Origin of the sequence: Kribbella sp. NPDC056951 (genome assembly GCF_042674205.1) — a bacterium.
In the GTDB taxonomy this organism is placed as follows: domain Bacteria; phylum Actinomycetota; class Actinomycetes; order Propionibacteriales; family Kribbellaceae; genus Kribbella; species Kribbella yunnanensis.
Window position 1 is genome coordinate 329,135 of the sequence record NZ_JBHUQZ010000004.1, and the last position, 16,785, is coordinate 345,919.

Annotated in this window: 16 protein-coding genes; 8 read left to right on the forward strand and 8 right to left on the reverse strand. The window is 67.0% G+C overall.

Translation table 11 applies throughout. The features are described 5' to 3' along the window. The first annotated feature begins 86 nt into the window (after positions 1-86). Entirely contained in the window at positions 87-833 is a 747-nt protein-coding gene (locus ACFTSF_RS19620; protein WP_380155085.1) for a MerR family transcriptional regulator, read from the forward strand. 3 nt (positions 834-836) lie between these two features. Here the strand turns inward: ACFTSF_RS19620 and ACFTSF_RS19625 are convergent, their stop codons facing one another. The 4 genes from ACFTSF_RS19625 to ACFTSF_RS19640 form a co-directional block, all read right to left on the reverse strand. Beyond that, positions 837-1,427 carry a hypothetical protein gene (locus tag ACFTSF_RS19625; RefSeq protein WP_380155086.1) on the reverse strand — a complete coding sequence of 197 codons (591 nt, stop codon included), beginning with the start codon at positions 1,425-1,427 and terminating at the stop codon, positions 837-839. A gap of 24 nt (positions 1,428-1,451) precedes the next feature. Continuing rightward, the gene (locus ACFTSF_RS19630) at positions 1,452-2,060 is read right to left on the reverse strand and encodes a hypothetical protein (RefSeq protein ID WP_380155087.1); all 609 of its coding nucleotides are present in this window, start codon (positions 2,058-2,060) and stop codon (positions 1,452-1,454) included. Between the two features lie 98 nt (positions 2,061-2,158). After that, positions 2,159-2,776, reverse strand: coding sequence for a hypothetical protein (locus ACFTSF_RS19635; RefSeq protein ID WP_380155088.1), 618 nt, complete (start codon positions 2,774-2,776; stop codon positions 2,159-2,161). Between the two features lie 76 nt (positions 2,777-2,852). Beyond that, positions 2,853-3,704 (reverse strand): helix-turn-helix domain-containing protein, encoded by an 852-nt coding sequence (locus ACFTSF_RS19640; RefSeq protein WP_380155089.1) that lies wholly within the window; start codon positions 3,702-3,704, stop codon positions 2,853-2,855. Between the two features lie 127 nt (positions 3,705-3,831). Here ACFTSF_RS19640 and ACFTSF_RS19645 point away from each other — a divergent pair, with 127 nt between their 5' ends. Beyond that, entirely contained in the window at positions 3,832-4,902 is a 1,071-nt protein-coding gene (locus ACFTSF_RS19645) for an aldo/keto reductase (protein ID WP_380155090.1), read from the forward strand. Positions 4,903-5,049: 147 nt separating this feature from the next. Here ACFTSF_RS19645 and ACFTSF_RS19650 read toward each other — a convergent pair whose 3' ends face one another. Together ACFTSF_RS19650 and ACFTSF_RS19655 are read right to left on the reverse strand one after the other, a co-directional pair. Continuing rightward, positions 5,050-6,363 carry a hypothetical protein gene (locus ACFTSF_RS19650; RefSeq protein ID WP_380155091.1) on the reverse strand — a complete coding sequence of 438 codons (1,314 nt, stop codon included), beginning with the start codon at positions 6,361-6,363 and terminating at the stop codon, positions 5,050-5,052. Between the two features lie 52 nt (positions 6,364-6,415). Next, the gene (locus tag ACFTSF_RS19655; protein WP_380155092.1) at positions 6,416-7,870 is read right to left on the reverse strand and encodes a flavin-containing monooxygenase; all 1,455 of its coding nucleotides are present in this window, start codon (positions 7,868-7,870) and stop codon (positions 6,416-6,418) included. Positions 7,871-7,935: 65 nt separating this feature from the next. On the opposite strand from ACFTSF_RS19655, the gene ACFTSF_RS19660 reads away from it, so the two are divergent. Continuing rightward, positions 7,936-8,562 carry a TetR/AcrR family transcriptional regulator gene (locus ACFTSF_RS19660; protein WP_380155093.1) on the forward strand — a complete coding sequence of 209 codons (627 nt, stop codon included), beginning with the start codon at positions 7,936-7,938 and terminating at the stop codon, positions 8,560-8,562. 466 nt (positions 8,563-9,028) lie between these two features. Next, positions 9,029-10,423 carry a glycosyl hydrolase family 18 protein gene (locus ACFTSF_RS19665; RefSeq protein ID WP_344152700.1) on the forward strand — a complete coding sequence of 465 codons (1,395 nt, stop codon included), beginning with the start codon at positions 9,029-9,031 and terminating at the stop codon, positions 10,421-10,423. Between the two features lie 2 nt (positions 10,424-10,425). Here the strand turns inward: ACFTSF_RS19665 and ACFTSF_RS19670 are convergent, their stop codons facing one another. Next, on the reverse strand, positions 10,426-12,213 hold the full coding sequence (locus tag ACFTSF_RS19670; RefSeq protein ID WP_380155094.1) for a heparinase II/III family protein: 1,788 nt from the start codon (positions 12,211-12,213) through the stop codon (positions 10,426-10,428). Between the two features lie 149 nt (positions 12,214-12,362). Then, positions 12,363-13,178, reverse strand: coding sequence for a phosphotransferase (locus ACFTSF_RS19675; protein WP_380155095.1), 816 nt, complete (start codon positions 13,176-13,178; stop codon positions 12,363-12,365). Positions 13,179-13,411: 233 nt separating this feature from the next. Here ACFTSF_RS19675 and ACFTSF_RS19680 point away from each other — a divergent pair, with 233 nt between their 5' ends. From ACFTSF_RS19680 to ACFTSF_RS19695, 4 genes are read left to right on the forward strand one after another with little or no spacing between them, the layout of a single operon-like run. Then, the gene (locus tag ACFTSF_RS19680; RefSeq protein WP_344158190.1) at positions 13,412-14,311 is read left to right on the forward strand and encodes an ABC transporter ATP-binding protein; all 900 of its coding nucleotides are present in this window, start codon (positions 13,412-13,414) and stop codon (positions 14,309-14,311) included. Next, positions 14,308-15,042, forward strand: a complete 735-nt coding sequence (locus tag ACFTSF_RS19685; protein WP_380155096.1) for an ABC transporter permease — start codon at positions 14,308-14,310, stop codon at positions 15,040-15,042. The genes ACFTSF_RS19680 and ACFTSF_RS19685 overlap by 4 nt, the downstream gene beginning before the upstream one ends. A gap of 18 nt (positions 15,043-15,060) precedes the next feature. Next, a complete protein-coding gene (locus ACFTSF_RS19690) occupies positions 15,061-16,179 on the forward strand; it encodes a sensor histidine kinase (protein WP_380155097.1) in 1,119 nt (372 codons plus the stop codon). Further along, entirely contained in the window at positions 16,176-16,784 is a 609-nt protein-coding gene (locus ACFTSF_RS19695; protein WP_344158181.1) for a response regulator transcription factor, read from the forward strand. Before ACFTSF_RS19690 ends, ACFTSF_RS19695 begins: the two co-directional genes overlap by 4 nt. Position 16,785: the final 1 nt, after the last annotated feature.

Consider the following 16,785-nt stretch of genomic DNA (forward strand, 5'->3'; position numbering starts at 1 on the left):
TTCGGACTCGCCTTTTTAACAACAAGCATGCGCCATGGCAGATGTTACATACTCCATGTAACGTGTCATCTGGAAGACTGTCAAGGGTGGAACCAGACGAGGAGCTCACCGTCGACCAGCTCGCCGCCAAGGTGGGCATGACGGTGCGTAATGTGCGGGCCTATGCCGGGCGTGGATTGATCCCACCGCCGCGGCTGGTCGGCCGCACGGGTTACTACGGCCAGGACCATGTGGCGCGGCTCACGCTGGTCCGCGAACTACTCGACAAGGGCTACACGCTGGCCGCCGTCGAGCGGATGCTCAGCGACCTGCCCGACGGCGCGATGGCGCTCGGCGTCTTCGAAACCCTGGTGAACCCCTGGACCCCGACCGAGCCCGAGGTCATCACCGAACAACAACTCGCCGACCGGGCCGGCATCCCGCACAACCCCGCCACCATCGCCAAGCTGATCGACCTCGGCATCGCCGAGCGCGAGGACGGCGACCGCCTCCGCATCCCGAACCCGGACCTGCTCCGCACCGGCCTCGAGGTGATCAAACTCGGCGTCCCCCTGGACGCCATCTTCGAGATGCTCCCCAAGCTCTTCCAGCACGCCGACGCCGTCGCCAAGGTGTACGTCGAACTCTTCCGCAGCACCGTCTGGCGCCAGTTCGCCGACGCCGGCCTACCCCCCGAAGGCTGGCCCGAGATCCAGCGCACCCTCGAAGGCATCATCCCCCTGGCCGGCCAAGCCCTCGTAGCCTCCTTCCGCGAAGCCATGGGCCGCGAAATCGAACTGGTCGCCTACGAGGAACTCGGCGTAGCCCCCAAGGAACTCCCCTCCACCGGCTGAGGTTCAGTCGCCGTTGTAGAGGGAGTAGGTGGAGCGGGCCAGGACGGTGCCGAGGAACTTGGCGTTCTTCGGGGAGCCGGCGACGGTGATTTCGTTGGTGGCTTGGTCGTAGCCGTAGGTGCCGAGGTAGCGGGTGGCTACCCAGCGGGTGGTTTTGCCGCTCCTGTAGGTGTAGACGATGGTGCTCGCGGTGAGCGGGCCCATGCCGGTGTTCGACTTCAGCTTCTTGGTCGCCATGCTGATGATGTGCAGGCCCTTGGTGCCCTTGAGGGCCTTCTGCTTGGCCTTCATCTCCTGGGCGGTGGTGCGGTCACTGCCGCCGATGGTGTTGTTGAACTTGACGAACTGGTTGCCCGCGCCAAGGAACTTGTAGTCGTACGCCGTCGGCTGGATGAACCGCCAGGTGCTCGGCACCTCCGCGCTCGCCAGGCAACCTGTCGAGCTGTAGCAGTCGAAGTACCGGGTCTTGAACTTGACCGCCGACGCGGCCTGCCGGGTGACGGTGGTTTCGGCGTGGCTCGGCAGGGCCGAGGCGCCGACAATCATTCCGCCGGCGGCGATGGTTGCCGCGACACCACTGATGAGCTTTCGCATTGTTCTACTCCCCCGAGTCGATTGTTAGTGGAAGGACGCCAACGACGTGGTTGCCTTGAGCAACACAGTGCCGAGGAACTTGGAGTTCGCCGGGACACCGGCGACGGTCAGCTCGGCGCCGGCGAGGTTCGAGCCGTAGCTGCCGATGTAGCGGTTGGCGACCCAGCGGGTGGTCTTTCCGCTCTTGTAGGTGTAGACGATCGTGCTGACCGTCAGCGGCCCGCTGCCGGAGGTCGACTTCATCGTCATGGTCTTGGTGCTCAGGACCTTCAGGCCCTTGGTTCCCTTGAGCGCCTTCTGGCGGTTCTTCAGCGCCTGCGCCGTGGTCAGCTTGTTGCTGTAGTTGACGTCGAAATAGACCGACTGATTCGACTTGTCGACGAACCGGGTCCGGAACTCCGAGACCTCGACGTACCGCCAGGTGCTCGGCACGAGCGCGCTGTTCGTGCACTCCTCACCGTGGACGCAGGTGAAGTAGCGCGTCTTGAACTTCACCGCCGCGGCCGGAGCCGCAGCCTGTCCGACGTCGGTCTTCTTCGGCGCGGTGTCCGCGGAACTGTGCAGCGCGGCCCCGCCGAGCACGACTCCCCCGGCCGCGATCGTTGCCGCGACACCGCTGATGATCTTTCGCATTGGTCTAATCCCCCAAGGTGTTGGTCGCTTACGAAGGATCAGACGACCGCACCACTTCGGCGGTTGGCTGCACCTCGGGGGTTGGCACCTTCGGGCAGTCAGCCGGCCAGGGCGAAGGACTGTGTTGCCTTGAGCAACGCTGTACCCAGCAGCTTGTAGTCGGTGGGCGCACCGCCGACGGTGATCTCACGCTCGGCCTGCTTGCTGCCGTGCTGGCCGAAGTAGCGGGTGGCGACCCAGCGGGTGGTTTTGCCGCTCTTGTACGTGTACACGACCGTGGTCAGGGTCAGCTTGCCCTGGCTGTTGGTCGACTGCATGGTCGTCGTGTAGACGTTCTGGATCTTCAGCCCCGGCGTGCCCTTCAGCGCAGCAACCTTCCGCTGCCCGGCGACCACTGTCGTCGGCGGCTTGTCCCCGAGCCACACGTTGAACCTGATCATCCGGTTCGCCGTCGGATCCAGGAACGCCGTCTTGCTGTCGCCCTGATCAACATGCTTCCACGTCTTCGGCAGTACGGCGGAAGCGTGGCACTCCTTCGGCTTCCAGCACTCGAAGTATCGCCAGGTGTAGCTGACCGCGCTCGTCGCCTCGGCCTTCGTCGTCACCTGCTGACCGGTGGTGTCCGCCGAACTCGGCAGCATCGTCGCCAGCACCAGACCGGCCGCCCCCAACGTCGCCCCAACCCCAGCCAGTACGACGGAACGCTTCTTCTGCATGGTGATTCCCCTCCAACTCCACGCCGGGTCGTTGTGAACCCGACGCGGAGACAGACGCAGCCACCTACCGAATAGTTCAGCCCGCCAAGGCACGATCTCCGGCGGAGACCATCGCGGCGATCCGGTCCAACGCCTGCTGCGAGGCCGCGTCGACAGCCCGGTACACGATCAGCCGCTGCGCGGTATCACCGAGCGGCGTCAGTACGTCGTACTCGATCGTGAGCCGGCCGACGTCGGGGTGGTTGAGGCGTTTGCGGCCGGTGCTCTTCACTTTGACGTCGCGTCGCGCCCACAGACCGGCGAACTCGCGGCTCTCGTCGCACAGCGTGCGGACCAGGTCGGCCAGGCCTTCGTCGTCGGCGTGCGCCGCCCAGGCTGCGCGCAGATCCGCAATCCCCTCGCGGATCACTCGCTCCCGGTCGGTGTAGTAGTCGAAGAACGCGGGCTCGAGCGTGCACAGCACCATCGCGTTCCGCCGCTCCGGCGGGACATTGGCGAAGTTCAGCATCAGCACCGCGAGCTCCGGATTCCACGCGCGGATGTCGAAGCGGTGGTTGATCAGCATCGCCGGCAGCGGCGACACCGCCTGCACGAGCGCTGCCAGCGACGACGACTCCGGCTGCGGCTGACGTCGTACGGCGGTCCATTGCCGGGTCAGGTCGAAGACATACGCGTGCTCGTCATCGGACAACTGCAACGCCCGCGCGAGCGCCTCCAGCACCTCACCCGACGGTCGCAGACCGCGTCCCTGCTCAAGCCGGATCACGTAGTCGACGCTGACCCCGGCGAGCTCGGCAACCTCCTCCCGCCGCAGCCCCGGCGTACGGCGCGCGCGACCCGCCCGGACGAGACCCGCCTCGGCAGGCGCGAGCCGCTCCCGGCAGGCGCGGAGGAAGACAGCAAGTTCCTGAGCCACGTCGACGGTCATGCAGTCCACCTTACGAAGGTAGGCCACTCTTTTCAGAGTAGGAGGGCCAGTCCCAGGACGAACCTTCCCTTACCCAAGAACGCGACCCGGCCGAAGGTGGTGACACCACCACGGAAAGAGGACTTCAGTGAGCACCACACTTGACACCTATCGGCTGCTCGGCCGTTCCGGGCTGCGCGTGTCGCCGCTGTCGCTGGGCACGATGACGTTCGGCGAGGACTGGGGCTGGGGCACCGGCAAGGACGAGGCCCAGCGGATCCTCGACACGTACGTCGACCGCGGCGGCAACTTCGTCGACACCGCGAACATGTACACCAACGGCACCTCCGAGCAGCTGCTCGGTCAGCTCACGCAGGGCCGCCGGGACGAACTCGTGCTCGCGACCAAGTACACGATGATCACCAACCCGAAGGACCCGAACGCCGGCGGCAACCACCGCAAGAGCATGGTCCGCTCGGTCGAGCGCAGTCTGCGCAACCTGCAGACCGACTACATCGACCTCCTCTACCTGCACGCCTGGGACTTCACGACCCCGGTCGAGGAGATCCTGCGCGCGATGGACGACCTGGTCAGCCAGGGCAAGGTCCTGTACGTCGGCATCTCGGACGCGCCGGCGTGGCAGATCTCGCGGATGCAGGCGATCGCCGATCTGCGCGGCTGGTCGCCACTCGTCGCACTGCAGGTCGAGTACAGCCTGGTCGAGCGGACCATCGAGCGTGAACTGATCCCGATGGCGCGCGAACTCGGTCTCGGCGTACTCCCGTGGTCGCCGCTGGCCAGCGGTGTGCTGACCGGCAAGTACACGGCGGCCGACCTCGACCACGGCGGCGGCGAGGCGAGTGCCGAGGGGACCCGGAAGAACGTGGCGGCCGGCAACAACTCGCTGACCGAACGCACGCTGGGGATCGCGGACGTGGTCAAGAAGGTTGCCGAGCGCAATGGTCGGACTCCGGCCCAGGTCGCGCTGGCGTGGACCCTGCTCAACCCCGGGGTTACCTCACCGATCATCGGCGCCCGCACGCTGACTCAGCTCGAACAGAACCTGACCGCTCTCGAGGTGGATCTCGGCGAGCAGGACATCGCCGAACTGGAAGCAGTCAGTGCGATCGATCTCGGGTTCCCGCACGAGTTTCTGCAGCGGCCGTTGACGCGGAGCGTCGTTCAGGCCGACCTGCGGGTCGAGGCTCGCTCACACTAGCCGGGAGGTCGCCGAGGTCGGCGTCCCAGTCGTCCTCTTCGCCTGGCGACGCCTCATTCCGCCGCGCGATGCGGATGAAAGCGATGATCAGCAGGATCGGGCCGAGCACCATCGCGGTCTCCGGGATCCCGCCCATGTGCAGCGCGATCATGAGGCCGTCACCAGCGCGATCCCGCCGACGGTGAAGGCGACCATCGCCGCCAGCATCGGGTACTGCGCCTGCCGCAGTTGCCGCCGCCGGAACAGCCCGGCCGCGCGATCGTGCGCGGACACCACCCCTAGTACGTGTCCGAGCACGATCGCGCCGATCTGTACGCCGGCGATCACCCCGGTCCCGAGGAACGCGTAATCGATCCGCAGTCCGCCGGTCCCGAGCAGGTCCCAGCCGCGGCCGAACGGATCGGTCGCCAGCAGCACACCTTCCTGCCCCTGGAAGATCGCGAACGAGAAGTAGTGCGCGACCGCGTACCCGATCGCGATCGGGACGAGCGAGTGCACGAACGCACCCGGCAGCCCGGCTTCCCCGACCGCGCCGGGCCGGACGTCCGCCGTACCGGTGGTTCGGGCGGCGAGGACGAACAGCGCGGTCACGATTGCGACCGCCCCGAGTAGCCCGAGGGTGTAGACGAGCAAGTGCTGTCCTCGGCTCAGATCGCCGGTCCGGCTGGTCCAGGCCGACCAGCGCGAGATCCCGTCGAACGCGGTCGAACCGAGCAGCAGGCAGAGCAGCGCGACGATCCCGGACCGCTGCGGCATCGCAGCCAGCCCGGCCAACGGGTTGCGGAGCACGATCCGACCATTCTCGCGCCCCCACGGACTCAGTCGCGCGAGAACTTCGGCGTACACCTCGAAGGCGTCGCCGATGCCGAACCAGGCCGGCCCGTAAACGATGCCTGCGGCAACATTCACCAGTGCGTAGACGGTGACGAAGGCTGCGACCACGATCGGCTCAGAGGCGTCCGGGTAGACGAGTTCCAGCCAGAGGAATCCGGCCAGCCCGGCGACGGCGGGCCAGTACGCGATCCGATCGGGAAGACGCCGGTACGACGTACGCCGTACCAGGCTCGCGATTGTCCGCAGCGGGTTCGCGAGCCGCCAGATCGGGCCGAAGAGCAGGGACAGCGGGATGATGCCGACCCAGATCCAGACGTATAGCCAGGTCGGCGCCGGGTTCTCGGCGGGAGAGTCGCTGCCGAACCAGGCCGCGCCGATCAGCAACCCGAGCGCGGTCAGGCCCGCCAGCTTGAGCAACCAACGCACCGGGCGGGCGTCGACGAGGCGGGTCAGATGAGCGAGCGCCGTACCGCCGGAGGTCTCGAAGCGCGGGCGCGACCAGAAGGCCGCGAGGGCGAAGAACGAGACGGCCACGGCGGCGCCGGCCGAGTAGATCGCCAGCCAGAGCGGGACCGGCAGGTCTCCGCGACCGCCGATCCCGTGCAGCGGTACCAGCAACTCCAGCACGGCGGCACCCTCCGATCAGCTATCTGACCGATCGAATGTAACACGCACGATGTCACATAGCGAGGGTCTGGTATTCGTCCGGATCGAAGTGCCGGGTGAGCTGGCGGAACCGGAAGGTGAACGACGGCCAGAGCGTGGTGTTGCGGCCCTCGGAGTCGACGTACCAGCTCGTGCAGCCGCCACGGGTCCAGACGGTGTTCTTCATCGAGGCCCGGACGCCGTCGACGAACGCGCGCTGCACCTCCGGGCGGACCTCGACCTCGCGCAGACCCCGCGCGTCGATCGTCTTGAGCGCGTCCAGGATGTAGGCGATCTGGGACTCGATCATGAAGACCATCGAGCTGTGGCCGAGGCCGGTGTTCGGGCCGATCAGCATGAAGAAGTTCGGGAAGCCGGAGACCGCCGTACCGAGATGGGCCTCCATGCCGTCCGACCAGGCCTCGCGCAGGGACTGGCCGTTGCGGCCGCGCACCATGTCCATCACCGGGAGGTCGGTGACGCGGAAACCGGTGCCGTAGATGATCGTGTCGACCTCGTGCTTCACACCCTGCTCAGTGATCACGCCGGCCGGCGTCACCTGGGCGATCCCGTCGGTGACGACCTCGACGTTCGGGCGGGCGAGGGCCGGGTAGTAGTCGTCGGAGATCAGGACGCGCTTGCAGCCGAGGGTGAAGTCCGGCGTCACCTTGGCGCGCAGCTTCGGGTCGCGGATCTGGTTCTGGAGGTGTTTCTCGGCGACCTTCTGCGCCTGCTTCATGATCGCGGGCAGCTTGGCGAAACCGAGCACCATCGATTCACGACCCCAGTAGATCCCGGCCCGAACCGCCTTCTGGACAAAGGGAAACCGGCGGTAGACGGCCTTCTCGGTCGCGCTGATCTTGCGGTCCGGCCGCGGCATCACCCACGGTGGCGTCCGCTGGAACAGGTGCAGCTCCTCGACCTCGGGCTGGATCGCCGGGACGAACTGGATCGCCGAGGCGCCGGTGCCGATGACAGCGACCTTGCGGCCGGCGAGATCGAGATCGTGGTTCCAGCGCGCCGAGTGGAAGACCTCGCCCTCGAACTCCTCGATCCCGGGAAGCTTCGGGACCGACGGTTCGGCCAGCGGACCTGTCCCGGACAGCACGAACTGGGCGACGAAATCACCCTGGTCGGTGCGGATCCGCCACTCGCCGTCCTCCCAGTTGGCGGATTCGACGGTGTGACCGAAGCGGATGTGGCGGCGAACGTCGTACCGATCGGTGACGTCGCGCAGGTACTGCTCGATCTCGGGTTGCGGGGAGAACGTCGACGACCAGTCCGGGTTCGGCGCGAAGGAGAACGAATACAGATGGGACGGTACGTCGCAACGGCAGCCCGGGTAAGTGTTGTCCCGCCAGGTGCCACCGACGTCGTGCGCCCGCTCCAGTACGACGAAGTCGTCGTACCCGGCCTGCTTGAGGCGGACCGCCATCCCGATCCCCGCGAACCCGGTGCCGATGACCACGATCCGGTGCTTGTTCTCCATGCCAGAACCTCCAGGTGGACGAACTTACTCGCAGTAAGTTACTCGGAGTCAGTTACGCTGTGCAAGTGACGTTCACCACTGAGCAGCCCCCCAAGCGCCGCCGCGACCGAGCCGCCCGCGAGCGCGAGATCCTCGCCGCCGCCGAGCAGATCTTCGGCGAACGCGGCTACCAGGGCACCTCGATGGACGATGTCGCCGCCGCGGTCGGCGTCTCGAAACCGCTGATCTACCAGTACTACGGCTCCAAGGACGGCCTCTTCCTCGCCTGCCTGGCCCGCCTCCGCGCCCAGCTCCTGGAAACCGTCGCCGACGCCGTCATGGCCGCGACCGACGCCGAGGACGCCCTCTACGCCGGCTTCGTCGCCTGGTTCCAGTTCCTCGACGACCACCCACAAGCCTGGTCGGTCCTGATCGACGAAGGCCTACTCGCGGCTGGCCCGATGGCCGCCGCCACCGAGGAAGTCCGCAGCGCCTTCGTCGAGTTGATCGCCGCGATGGTCCGCCTCAACCTCCCACCGACCCGCCCCACCGACCCCGACGAGATCGACATCCTCGCCCACTCCATCTCCGGCGCCACCGAACGCCTGGCCATCTGGCGCACCCGCACCCCCACCCCACCCACCCCGCAAAAGGTCGCCCAAACCCTCAAAGACCTCCTCTGGCAAGGCCTGGCCACCCTCAGCACCGAGTAAAGGACACCGCTTCGCGGCGACAGACCTTCAGCCGCCTCCGGCGGGAGGCGGACCGCGATCCCGCGCAGACGCGATTCGCGCAAGCACGGGTGGATTCGGCGCCAATTGTTCGCCCGACGATCAACACACGGCATGGAAATCACCTGGGTGCGACGACCGGGGCGACCACGACCCGCTGTTCCGTGCGCATCAGCAAGCCGCCACCCATTCCCCGGACGCAGGACCACCGCGGCAAGCGTTGTCCTAACCCGGTACCGCTTTCCCAGCGGGGTTTTCCGGGGGCGGTGAGAATGCGCATTCTCGTATGTCACGACACCTTGACGCGGCTGTGAACGACCAGCAAACTAGCGGCACTTCGGTCAGATCTTTACTTATCTTCGCCTTCGCAACAACCGCCCCCGGAAGGTGCGAGTCGACCGTTCGCTGGCTGCTGCCCGGGGGTCCCCTCCGAAAGGACACCGCCCCCATGAAGTTTTCCCGAAGTCGCATTGCGCTTGCCGCACTGGCCCTGGTCACCGGCACGGCCGGATTGATCCACACGACCGCCGCCGCCCCGAAGGCCGAGGCTGCTCCGACGGCGACTACCGCCGCCGCGGCCTTGCCGGCCGGATTCAAGAGTGTCGGTTACATGCCTTCCTGGTCGGGCAGCGTGAGCGCGATCCAGTACAGCAAGCTCACCCACATCAACTACTCGTTCGCGCTGCCGAACTCCAACGGTTCACTGCAGGCCATCCCCGACCCCGGGAAGCTGAACCAGTTGGTCAGCCTCGCGCACCAGAACGGCGTCAAGGTGTCGCTCGCCATCGGCGGCTGGAACGACGGCAACGACTCCAACTTCGAGGCGCTGGCGGGCAACTCAGGTGCCCGCACCACCTTCGTGAACGCGGTCATGGGCGCTATCAACCAGTACAACCTGGACGGCGTCGACATCGACTGGGAGTACCCGGACCCAGGCACCTCCGGCAACAACTACACCGCGCTGATGCAGCAGTTGAGCACCACGTTGCACAACAACGGCAAGCTGCTCACCGCGGCCGTCGTCTCCGAGGGCGGTACGGCGAACGGCGTCCAGCCGGCCGTGTTCAACGCCGTCGACTGGCTGAACATCATGGCCTACGACGGCGGCAGCCCGCACGCCAACTACGACTGGTCGATCAACGCGGCCAACTTCTGGAAGGGCCGCGGCCTGCCGAAGGCCAAGACTGTGCTCGGCGTCCCGTTCTACAGCCGGCCGACCTACGTGGCCTACAAGGACATCGTCGCGGCGAACCCCAACAACGCGAACGTGGACTGCTACAACAACGGTGGTCAGCAGTGCTACAACGGCATTCCGACCATCAAGCGCAAGACCCAGTGGGCGGTCGCGAACGCCGGCGGCATCATGAACTGGGAGCTGTCCCAGGACGCCACCGGCAGCCTCTCGCTGCTCAGCGCGATCTTCGACGCGGCCGGCGGTACCCAGAACCCGCCGACCGGTAAGACCGGCCCGATCCGCGGCTACGGCGGCAAGTGCGTCGATGTTGCCGGCAGCAACAGTGCGAACGGAACGGCCGTCCAGCTCTGGACCTGCGCCGGTAATGCCGCACAGACCTGGACCGTCGGCAGCGACGGCACCATCCGGGCGCTTGGCAAGTGCCTGGACGTTGCCGCCGCCGGCACCGCAAACGGCACCGTGACCCAGCTCTACGACTGCAACGGGACCGGCGCCCAGACCTGGCAGGCCGGGGCGAACGGATCCCTCCGCAACCCCAACTCGGGCCGTTGTCTCGACGCCACCGGCCCGAGTTCGGCCGACGGCACCCGCCTGCAGATCTGGGACTGCGCCGGTAGCGCCAACCAGAACTGGATCCTCCCGGCCTGAGCTCAGTTCAAGCGGGTCAGCCGTCCCTCCGGGGTGATCTTGATGCTGACCCGCTGGGCGCCAACGACGAGATCCAGTACGACGTTGGCGCCCGCCGGCCGGGTCGTGTAGCTGACCTGCTCCGCCGCCTTCGCCGGCACGATCACGGAAAGAATCCGGGCGCTCTGTCCGGTGTGCGTGAACTTGACCACCGGCGCCGGCAACACCGTGAAGATGTCCTTGAAGAACCAGCCCTGCGGCGGCTTCTTCACCCCCTCCTCCACAGTCGTCGTCCCCGAATCGGCACCGATCGGGATGTGGAAGAGGTGCGTCCGGACGGCGTCTCCCGGCTTACCCGCCACGGCCGTCGTGGGCGATTGCACATCAACCTTCTGCCCCGGTGCGAGATGCCACAGCGTCTCGTACCGCTGGTCGCGCCCCGACACCGCCCGGTCCAGCGCGATCACCAGATCAGGGTCCTTGAGAACCAGCACATCCCGCGTCCGGTCAACCCCTTCCGCGGGCTGATCCGAGAACTCGAAGTAGTCCGAGTTCGACGTACTCACCGAACCCACCAATTTGGTCACCGGGCTCTTGGCGGTCGCGGTCGGGATCGTCAGCTGATTGTGCGCGGCCGGCCCTTTGGCCCACTCCTGCCGCTCCTCCGCCTGATGACCGCCGTACCCGGGGTCGATGAGGATGTCGTGGCCCTTCCAGTTGTAGGTGATTGCCGTGTGGTCCTGGTGACCGTGCCACCGGCGCGCAACCCCGAAGCGCAGCGAGTACGTCGACTCCTCGGCGAACGGCCGCTGTTCGCCCCACCCGGTTCGCCCGAACACGTATCCCGCCTTGTAGATCGCCGTTCGCAGCCGCGGCTTCTTTCCCTTCTTGCCCTGGGTGGCGACGAACTCCATCGGCGTACCGGGAACGTTGGGCAGCTTCGAGTAACCGGTGTTGCCGATCTGATGCAGGTACCCGGTCGAGGTGGTTGCCGTGGCCAACCATTCCCCGAGGGCCTGCCGGCGCTTCTCGATCGCCGGACCGGGGTCGACCCCGCAGTCCCGCAAGCGATCGGCAGCGCGTCCCCACAACCGATAGTTGAAGTCGGCGTACCCGACCGCCTGCTCGTTGGTCGACCCTTCCTCATCGATCGCCGTCTTGACCGCCTTGTTCAGCCGTCCCGCGGCGATCCTCATCAAGTCACTCCGCCCATAGGTGCATCCCACGCCCAGCAACGCGATGCTCTGATCGGTCCCGTGGTTGTGCGCGCCGCTCCAGTTGTCGATGAGATACCGGGCGTGTGTCATCAGTGCCTCATCGAGCCACTTGTACTTTGCCGGCAGCTCGCGCGCTTTCAAGTGAGTCAAGAGCGACTGCCGCACACAGATCAGCACATTCGTCCGATGCATCGTGGACTCCGACGCACTCGTGTTGCTCTTCCAGGAAAACGGGTTGTCCCGTACCCAGTCCTTCACGATCGCGAGCACTCGCTCGGTCGCCTTCACGTCACCGGCCTTCATCGCATGCACGCCATTGCCCAGCCAGCGCAGCGAGTGCAACCACAAGTGCCAGCTCAGATTCTGATAGGGATCGGAGTCCCACTTGATATCGCCCGATCCGTTCCCCACCTTGTACGGCGCAGTGTTGCCCCAGGCAAACGTATCGTCCATCAAGGCGGGCAGCGGCACCTTCTTCTCGATCCCGCTGAACCCCTGACACGGATATCCCGGCGCACCCACCGCCGGTGCCGACATCGTCACCCCGGGAACCGTCGTCGACCCGATTCCCTTACCAGGCTCGGATCTCGCCACGAACCGTGGCACCACGACCGCCGTACCGCACACTACGAGACACGCAACGCCCAGCCCTACGCTCTTCGACCCAATGCCCATCGGTGCCGCCTCCGCATCCGCCGCCGTGCAGGCAAAACGGATCCACGGAAGCGAACCGTTGCACGGAGCTACCGATCCGGAACCAGGCGCCCGACTTCCGCGAACGCCTGCAGCCCCTCGCGCACCATCACCTCGGCCAACTCGACAGACCGCCGTACGACGTCACCCAGAAACATCGCGCTATTGACCGCGAGCCCCCACGCCAGGCCGAGCTCCGACACCACACCACCAGCGGCCCGATACGCCGTCAGCGCCGCTTCCCCACCGGCCATCGTCACGTCCAGCTCGGCCGGTCCGACCCGCGCGCTCCCCCAGTCGATCAGCTGGGTCCCGACGACATTCCCGCCGTACACATCACCGTGCAGCAAAGTCGCAGGCAGTACGTCGAGCGCTCTCGTCAACCGCTCATCCGCCACGAACAAGTCGAGCATCGCCAACGCGTGCTCACGAATCGGATGGTCGACTCTCACTACGCCCGCCCGCGCGAACCGCCCGAACGACATCCGCAAGAACTCCCCGTCCACCCGAGGCAACTCCACCGGCAACTCGCGTCCGGCGTACTCCCCATGCAACCGAGCCAACGCCGCGTAGACCTCCCCCGGTGGCTCAGCAGACCAATCGAGCACCTCGCCCACCGCGTACGACGTCACCACCCACGGCCCGTCCGCATCCACCCCCGCGTCATACAACCGTGGAAACCCCGCATCCCCCGGCAACAACCGCAATGCGGCGGCCTCGGCCGCGGTCGCCCGTTTCGCCACGAACTCCAACGACCCCACCCGCACGAGCTCCACCGAAGGCGACGTGATCCCACCAGCCAACGCCGTACGCCGAACCTCCCCCGCCGGGAAACGATCAAGCCGCAACGGCACCTGGCGAGTCACCGCATCAGTATCGCCGTCGGCAAGGACATGTAGTAGTCATATACGTACCTGCCGACTCCCGCCTGGCTGCGATCGCGCCGGCCCGCTCTACCCCACCACTACGTGTCCTTAGCGACATCGACCCCTGAGCGGACCCCTGAGAGGCGACCCTGAGAGGCGGCTGACGGATGTCACGGGCGGGTCGTGACGGCTGGCCGAGGGACGGGGCGGGCTGCGCCAGCAAGCTTCTTGGTATGACGACAACGACTGCGGTCAGCCTGACGGGCGTGACCAAGAAGTATGGGGCGGTGCAGGCTGTCGCCGGGGTGGATCTGAGTATCCGGGCCGGTGAAGTCGTCGCATTGCTGGGGCCGAACGGGGCCGGCAAGTCGACCACGATCGAGATGCTGCTCGGGCTGGTGCGACCGGACCAGGGCAGCGTGCAGGTGTACGGCGGGTCTCCGGAGGAGGCGATCGCCAAGGGGCAGGTCGGGGTGATGCTGCAGAGCGGCGGGATCATCGAGGACGCCAAGGTCGGCGAACTGCTGAACCTGGTGGCCGGTCTGCACACCAAGCCGATGCCGGTACCCGAGGCGCTCGACCGGGCCGGGATCGCCGACCTGTACGACCGCAAGATGAAGGGTCTGTCCGGCGGTCAGAAGCAGCGGGTGCGGTTCGCGATGGCGATCATTCCGCAGCCCGACCTGATCGTGCTGGACGAGCCGACGACCGGCATGGATGTCGAGTCCCGCCGCGACTTCTGGGCGTCGATGCACGCCGAGACCGCGCGCGGCCGAACCGTCCTGTTCGCCACCCACTATCTCGAAGAAGCCGACTCGTACGCCGACCGCGTGGTACTGATGCGCAACGGCAAGATCGTTGCCGACGGCACCGCTGCGCAGATCAAGGCGGGTGTGTCCGGCCGCACCATCCGAGCCACCGTGCCCGGCGCGGACCTTGCCACGCTCGCGTCCCTGCCCGGCGTTCGCAACGTCGAGACCCGAGGTGACGTCGTACTGCTGCAGTGCGCGGACTCCGACAACACCCTGCGCTACCTGCTCAGCAACACCGCCGCCCACGACATCGAAGTGACATCCGCCGACCTCGAGGACGCCGTACTCGCGATCAGCGCGCAAGAGGAGAGCCTCGCATGAACCGCAGCTACCTGATGTTCGACATCCGCCGCACACTGCGGAACAAGCGGGTGATGATCTTCGCGATCCTGATGCCCCTGGTGCTGTTCGCCGTCTTCGGCCTGAACATCCCGAAGGACGCGACCGAGGGCGGGATCTCCGCGATCGCCTACGTGATGGTCAGTATGGCGATGTTCGGATCGATGTCCGCCGCGATGAGCAGCGGCGGCGTGATCGCGGCCGAGCGCGACGGCGGCTGGAACCGGACACTGCGTCTCACGCCACTGAAACCGCAGGCCTACGTGATCAGCAAGGTGATCCTGTCGCTGCTGGTCGCCGTACCGCCGCTGATCGTGGTCTTCCTCTTCGGCATGACCGTCGGCGATGTCCACCTCAGCGCCGGCCACTGGATCACGGTCGCGCTCGTCTCCTGGCTCGGTGCCCTGCCGTTCGCCGCGATCGGGCTCGTCATCGGGTACGTCGCCAAGCCGGACAGCGTGCAGCCGATCACCGGACTCGCGACCATGTTGATCGCCGCCTTCGGTGGACTGTGGTTCCCGGTCGAGCAGATGCCGTCGGCGATGCGGCACATCGCGCAGCTGACCCCGGCGTACTGGACCGGATTGACCTCGCGGAGCGCGCTGACCGCGGGCGGGGTCGACACCCAGGCGCTGCTGGTGGTCCTCGGCTGGACGGTCGTCCTCGGCTTCATCGCCCTGCGCCGGTTCCGCGCCGACACCGCACGGGCCTGATCGCATACCGTGAGCTTCATGAAGCGAACCCTGCCGGCTGCGCTGGCCGCCGAAGATCGGCCGCCCAGCCGGTGGGGCTGGCTCGCCGTCGCGGTCTGGCTGGTCTATCTGACCCAGCCCCTGACCGAGATCTGGCAGACCCAGCACGGGATCACCCGGCTGCTCGGCCTGCTGAACCTCGCCGCCTTCGGTGTCTCGTACGTCGGTTTCTTCGGCATCCTGCGCTGGCAGGAGTTCCGGCCGAGTGCGTCGCCGTTGTGGCAGCGACTCGGCTATCTGGCCGTGATGCTGGGCCTGACGGTGCTGCTGACCCTGACCGCGGGTGAGACCGCGCTCACCTGCATGGTCTACATCGCCGCAACCGCGGTGCTCTCGCTGAACGTGCGCCTCGGCGTGCTGATCGTCCTGCTGCTCCTCGGCGGCGTCGAACTGTCGATGCGGGTGGTCCCCGGCTGGTCGGACGACAGCAGCTACGGGTTCGCGATCTTCCTCGGTGGCGTCGCCGTCCTGGCCATGCGCCGGGCGATCCAGCGCGGCTCCGAGCTGGATCGGGCCCGCAAGGACATGGCCGAGCTCGCCGTCCAGGAGGAGCGGAACCGATTCGCGCGCGACCTGCACGACATCCTCGGCCACTCCCTGACCGTGATCACGGTCAAGGCCGAGCTGGCCGGGCGGCTGATCCAGGTCAACCCGGAGAAGGCCGCGGCCGAGGTCGCCGATGTCGAGAGCCTCGCCCGGGCCGCCCTCGGCGACGTCCGCGCCGCCGTGGCCGGCTACCGCGAGCTGAGCCTGGCCGGCGAGCTGGTCTCGGCCCGGACCGCGTTGCAGGCGGCCGAGATCAAGGCCGACCTCCCGACCACTATGGACGAGGTCCCGGAGGAGAACCGCGAACTCTTCGCCTGGGTCATCCGCGAAGGCGTCACGAACGTCATCCGGCACTCCGGCGCCAAACGCTGCATGATCAAACTCTCCGCCCGCCAGATCGAGGTCCGCGACGACGGCAAGGGCCCCGGCGGCACCACCTCCGGCCACGGCCTGATGGGCCTCCGCGAACGAGCCGACCAAGTCGGCGCCGCTGTCCAAGTCGGCCAGTCGCCAGAAGGTGGCTTCCGATTGGCTGTAAAGGTAGGTCCGTGAGTATTCGACTGCTGATTGCCGACGACCAAGCCTTGGTTCGTGGGGCTCTTGCTGCCTTGCTGGATCTCGAACCGGATCTCGAGGTGGTGTCCGAGGTCGGTCGCGGTGACGAGGTGGTTGCCGCCGCCAAAGCCAGTACGCCGGATGTCGCGCTGCTGGACGTGGAGATGCCAGGGCTCGACGGAATCGAGGCCGCGGCCGCCCTGCGAGGCGCCGTACCGGGTGTGCGCATCCTGATGGTGACCACGTTCGGCCGGCCCGGGTACCTCCGTCGCGCGATGGAGGCCGGAGCCGCGGGGTTCGTCGTGAAAGACACGCCCGCCGCGCAACTGGCCGACGCCGTACGGCGGGTGCACCAAGGCCTCCGCGTCGTCGACCCCTCGCTGGCCGCCGAGACCCTGGTAGCCGGCACCAGCCCGCTGACCGGGCGCGAATCCGACGTCCTGAGAGCAGCCCGCGAAGGCGGGACGGTCGCCGACATCGCCAAGGAACTCCACCTCTCCGAAGGCACGGTCCGCAACCACCTCTCCGCGGCCATCGGTAAAACGGGCGCTCGAACCCGCGCCGAAGCCGCCCGCATCGCCCTCGACAATGGCTGGCTCTGAG